This window comes from Mycobacterium sp. Soil_C_30 (genome assembly GCF_057656995.1).
The window spans coordinates 1-266 of sequence record NZ_JBDGJH010000078.1 but is presented as its reverse complement, the minus strand read 5'-3'; the positions used below and the strand labels follow the sequence as shown (position 1 = coordinate 266).

1 pseudogene is annotated in these 266 nt (G+C 61.7%); it reads left to right on the top strand.

Going from position 1 to position 266, the window contains the following annotated elements:
- Window positions 1-266, top strand: a pseudogene (locus tag AC3A6P_RS36190) (iron uptake system protein EfeO); the annotation flags it as partial.

The window sequence follows — 266 nt, the reverse complement described above, 5'->3', positions numbered from 1 at the left end:
AACGGCACCAAGGTCACCGAGTTCTACGTCTACGGCGAAGGTGACCGGGTGATGGGTGAGGTGGAAAACGTCTCCCCCGGACTGCAGCGCACCCTGATCGTGCAGTTGACCCAGCCCGGCACCTACCAGACCGCCTGCAAGCCCGGCATGATCGGCGACGGCATCCGCGGTGACTTCACCGTGACCGGCCAGGAAGTGCAGGTCGACACCGAAGGCAAGTTCAAGGAAGCCTCCGACAACTACAAACGCTATGTGATCTCGCAGAC